3 protein-coding genes are annotated in these 4,821 nt (G+C 44.9%); 2 read left to right on the top strand and 1 reads right to left on the bottom strand.

Annotation, left to right across the window (positions count from 1 at the left end; translation table 11 throughout):
• Positions 1 to 217: 217 nt before the first annotated feature.
• A complete protein-coding gene (locus tag L1D50_RS21590; RefSeq protein WP_010606541.1) occupies positions 218 to 1,666 on the top strand; it encodes a RimK family protein in 1,449 nt (482 codons plus the stop codon).
• Entirely contained in the window at positions 1,666 to 2,775 is a 1,110-nt protein-coding gene (locus tag L1D50_RS21585) for a GNAT family N-acetyltransferase/peptidase C39 family protein (RefSeq protein ID WP_128725592.1), read from the top strand. Before L1D50_RS21590 ends, L1D50_RS21585 begins: the two co-directional genes overlap by 1 nt.
• A 66-nt stretch (positions 2,776 to 2,841) precedes the next feature.
• Here the strand turns inward: L1D50_RS21585 and L1D50_RS21580 are convergent, their stop codons facing one another.
• Positions 2,842 to 4,680, bottom strand: a complete 1,839-nt coding sequence (locus L1D50_RS21580; RefSeq protein WP_128725593.1) for a di-heme-cytochrome C peroxidase — start codon at positions 4,678 to 4,680, stop codon at positions 2,842 to 2,844.
• Positions 4,681 to 4,821 lie beyond the last annotated feature (141 nt).

The following is a 4,821-nucleotide window of genomic DNA, read 5'->3' as shown; positions in this document are numbered from 1 at the left end:
GTATGAAATTTAAGTCCTTTCTTTAAATTTTCGACAGCAAAAAAGATTTATCTTGAGAATCAAAATTACTCAATTGCTAAGTGCTATATTTAAGATTACAACTACTCCACTTTAATGTGGGCCCTTGAATTTGCCCACTAACCCTATGTTAAATCGTGGGGTGCCTAAACCATCATGTAATGATGTGCCAACGCATCGCCACCTAAGGATTATTTAGATGCTATCTACTCTATTCGTTGTTGATCAAAATGCAGATGTACTGCCTTTGGCAAATAACGTAGTGACGTTTGAAACGTATTTGCAAGAGTACCCAAAGCTCGGTGAATCAAAACTTCGAGTGATTAATTTATGTGACTGTGATCGTTATTTAAGTCAAGGTTATTACTGCTCTTTACTTGCTGAAGCGCGTAATCACCAAGTACTTCCGAGTCTAAAAGTTATTAACGGTTTACGTGATGGCGATAATGCGTTGTTTTTATCGCAAGCTTGGTTTGATAAGCGTGGGATCGCGATTACCGATGACGCTGAGTTGATCATTTGTATGGGCGAAACCCAACAGCCTGAGTTTAGTAAGTTGGCGGCGTATTTATTTCAGCAATTTCCAGCGCCTTTACTAAAAGTGACATTACAGCAGCAAGACAAAGGCGTGCGCGTGCAGGTGCAGCGTCGCGACTTTTCGACTCTGCAGGTGGCGCAGCTTGAGTTTTGTACTCAAGTATTAGGTCATGTGCATGCCACTCAGTGGAACAAACGTAAGAGCCACAAAAAGTATCGCTGGGATATTGCGATGTTGGTGGACCACGATGAAAAGTTGCCGCCAAGTAATAAAGGGGCGATCAGCCGGTTTGTAAAAGCGGGTGAAAAGCTTGGCATTAAAGTTCATCCATTAGAAGCGGCTGAGTTATACAACTTAGGCCAATACGATGGGCTATTTATTCGTGAAACCACAGCGATTGATCACCATACTTATCGCCTTGCGCAAGAAGCAGAGCAAAAAGATTTAGTGGTAATTGATGACCCAAGCTCGATCCTACGTTGTTGTAATAAGGTGTTTTTACATGATGCCTTTAATTACAAGAAGGTGCCAAGTTTAGAAACGCGATTTGTGAGCCAGTGTAATGAACAAGTAATCGATAAACTCATTGCTGAGTTATCGCTACCTATGGTGCTTAAAATGCCTGAGAGTTCGTTCTCAAAAGGCGTATTTAAAGTAAAAACCAAAGAAGAACTTGGCGAGCGTTTACAAGAGCTGATGAGCGTCTCTGCGATTGTATTGGCGCAAGCTTACTTATACACAGATTACGACTGGCGTATTGGGGTGTTAAATGGCCGTGCAATTTATGCATGCCGTTACCATATGGCACGTAACCATTGGCAAATCTATAACCACGAGTCAAAACGTAATTTCTCGGGTGGGTTTGACACGTTACCAACGTTTGAAGTGCCAAAGGCGGTGTTACGTGCAGCATTAAAAGCGGCGGCAGTTGTGGGTAATGGTTTGTATGGTATTGATATTAAAGAGCACAACGGCAAAGCCTACGTGCTTGAAGTAAACGACAACCCGAATATTGACCAAGGGGTTGAAGACAAATATCTCGGTGACGAGCTGTACATGCAGGTGATGTCTGAATTTTCAAGGCGTCTTGAAGCGAGAGGTAAAAAGTAATGTTGCAAGCCGCGTTGGTGCTCGAAAAGGCGACACTGCAGGATTTGAATTCACTGAATGTGCTGGAGCAAAGCTGCTTCAGTGCGGATAGACTGAGTCGTCGCCAACTCAAGCATTACATCAGTTTTGAACATAGTCTGCTGCTTACTGCAAAGTTAGCAGGGGAACTTGTGGGCTATGGATTGCTTTGGTTGCACCAAGGAACGCGGCTGGCCAGGCTTTATTCATTGGCGGTATCGCCTCATCATCAAGGTAAAGGGATCGCGCGTCAACTGATGTCAGAGCTTGAGGCCAGAGCGGGTGAAATGGGCTGGTTATATATGCGTTTAGAGGTGGCTAAACGTAATGACGCGGCCATCGGCTTATATAAACGCATGGGTTATCGTGTATTTGGCGAGTATCAAAACTATTACGCGGATCATGATGACGCGCTAAGAATGCAAAAATGTGTGCGTAAGCTGTCGCAAAAGGCGGTGTTGCATCAGGCACCTTGGTATCAGCAAACGACAGACTTTACTTGCGGACCGGCGTCACTGATGATGGCAATGGCGAGTATAGATCCAGGCTGTATGGGCGATCAGGCCTTAGAGCTTGAAATATGGCGTGAAGCGACCACCATCTTTATGACTGCAGGTCACGGCGGCTGTCACCCATTTGGTTTGGCATTGGCTGCGGAGCGCCGTGGTTTTGCGGCAGAGGTGATGGTGAATACGGCGGGCCCACTATTTTTAGATGGCGTGAGAAGCGCGCAGAAAAAACAGGTGATGACCTTAGTTCATGAGCAATTCCGTCAAGAGTGTGAATATCGTGATATTGCTATTCACCAAGCCGATGTAAAGCTTGAACAGGTTGAACAATGGTTGTTACAGGGTAGTGCGGTATTGGCTTTGATCAGCACCTATAGACTAAACGGTAAAAAAGCGCCGCATTGGGTGCTTATTACGGGCTTGGATGAATTGTGTTTATATCTTAATGACCCTGATGTCGAGGACGACCAAAATCCTATCGACTGCCAGCAAGTTCCCATCGCAAGGTCGGATTTTGAAAAAATGATGACGTTTGGCGCAAGCAAGTTAAGTGCGCTGGTGGTGTTGCACGAGTCATTTTAAATAACGTTTTCGGTTATAAGTCAAAGGGCCTGTATTCGGCCCTTTGTTTTTAGCGCTAAATAGCGTTTATAGCGTTTTCAAAAACTCAACGATTTGCCACTTTTCATTGTCACTCAAGGTAGTGCCGTAAACGTGACCGCTGTTATCGTTGCCCGGCATAACCTCACCATTGGCTTTGTTCACTTTGAACTCGTTCATGCCTTGATGAGTAACATAGCCAACGTTGATAGGGTCGAATTCGCGACTACCAACCCAGAAGGTATCCGGGCGCGACTCTGGTGATTGTAATAGTGACCATAGGTTTGGCACTGAGCCATTATGTAAATAAGGCGCGGTTGCCCAAATTCCGTTTAACGGCCTTGCTTTGTAGACACCCGCGTCGTAGAAACCATCCACACAATCTTCATTAGTGTTCGGACTCAATTTGTGTCTATTTTCTAGGTAGACTTTAAGGCGCTCTTCAATGGATTTTTTCACAGTGGTTTTCTTACCATCTGGCCCGGTGCGTTCTGCTATTAGGCCTGCTTCGATTGCTTTGATAGGGTCTTTTAACACCAAACCCACAACGCCATTTACTGGGATATCAATAGCGCTATCTATCGCTTGGAATTTGTCGCCAATAAGAATGTCTGTCTTAGTACCTTCTAAAAATAAGGTCTTTGCCATATGGCAGCTGGCGTTATTAGACATAGTAGGATCGGTACCTATCTCTTTTACTGGCACTTTGACTGCTTCGTAATCTTTAAGTAGATTTTTTTGGTCAATTAATTGATGACAGCTAGCACAGTTTGCTTGGAATAACATTTTTCCTTGTGCCGCTTTGTTAGTGTCAATTCCCGGAAAGTATTGTTCCGGCCAAGCGGGAGGAAGTAGCGTTTTTACCCACGCTTCTAATTGTCCTAATCCTTGCAAGTCAACGGTTGAGCTGTAACGCGCATGTTTCCCCCAAACACGCTGCCAAACCGGTGCTTCTTCAATGGATAACGAACCAAATACACCCACCACTTCACCTATGTTCCTAACCAGAGGCCCAATTACAGGTACGTTTGGTGCTGAGGCATTCCACTGCACTACATTGGACTGGTGTGTACCCCATAAAAATGGATAGGAGACGGGCGCGGTGGGCGCATTTTTATTGTTAAGGTCGTCAAGCGCAAATGCCGTGCCGGCGTTTTGTATATTGCCAAACGCGTCAAGTCGAGCATAGCTGGTAAAATCGTCTGGATAATCTTCGGGCAAGTCATTAACGGTTTGTCGCTCGGCGGTTGCAAGCGCCACGTGCTTGAGATCCTCTCGTAAATCATCAATCAACTCTTGCGATGCTCCTTCTTTTAATACCCGCATCGCGAAACGGCTAAACTTTTGATTATCGTTGAGGGTCGCTTCTAATGCGGCATTTAGGCGGCTAAAGAAGAGTACAAAGTTGGCGAGGGTGGGCGCACCCTCTACCAAAATTTTTGTACCATTATAATCAATTTGGTTGGTGTGGCATGCGGCGCAGGTCATCCCGACCCAAGCTTGTCCCGTGGTTTGATTGTTATGCACGGCAAAGCCGATGGGCAAACCTGAAGGGTTATTGGCGGCGGTTTTACTGGGTAGATAGCGCAGCATTTCCATATGTTCGCTATCGCGAAAGAGCTTTTTACTGTTGGGTTGCTCTAACCAAGTAAACCAAGTATAGGGAATGATTTGTGACCCTTGACCTGTGAACCAAAAGTCTTGCCGAAGTTTATCTGACCATCCTTGATTGAGCCAAACTCGCTCAGGCACTTGACCAGATTCTGCGACTTGGTCGAGCGTTTCTTTGGGCACTGAAGGTTTTTTACTTGGTGAGCTACAACTTGCGAGAAACAGTGTGCAAGCCACTGCCGTACTTACATATTTTATTACTAGTCTATTGTTCATGTTGAACTGTCCGTGACGGTGGAAGTATCAACTACCTTAGTACAAAGCTATTAACAATCAAGTTACACGACATTACATGTGCCTTTCATTACCAAGATGAGAAAGTCTCATCTTTCCAAACATGAAATATTTATGTAAATT

The sequence above is a fragment of the Pseudoalteromonas sp. Isolate6 genome, assembly GCF_022398435.1.
GTDB lineage: Bacteria > Pseudomonadota > Gammaproteobacteria > Enterobacterales > Alteromonadaceae > Pseudoalteromonas > Pseudoalteromonas galatheae.
Note: the sequence above shows the minus strand (reverse complement) of the source record. Positions and strands in the feature narration are given on the sequence as shown.

Coding starts and splice junctions, on each gene's coding strand:
- L1D50_RS21590 (WP_010606541.1), top strand. CDS start 218: ATGCTATCTACTCTATTCGTTGTTGATCAAAATGCAGATGTACTGCCT.
- L1D50_RS21585 (WP_128725592.1), top strand. CDS start 1,666: ATGTTGCAAGCCGCGTTGGTGCTCGAAAAGGCGACACTGCAGGATTTG.
- L1D50_RS21580 (WP_128725593.1), bottom strand. CDS start 4,680: ATGAACAATAGACTAGTAATAAAATATGTAAGTACGGCAGTGGCTTGC.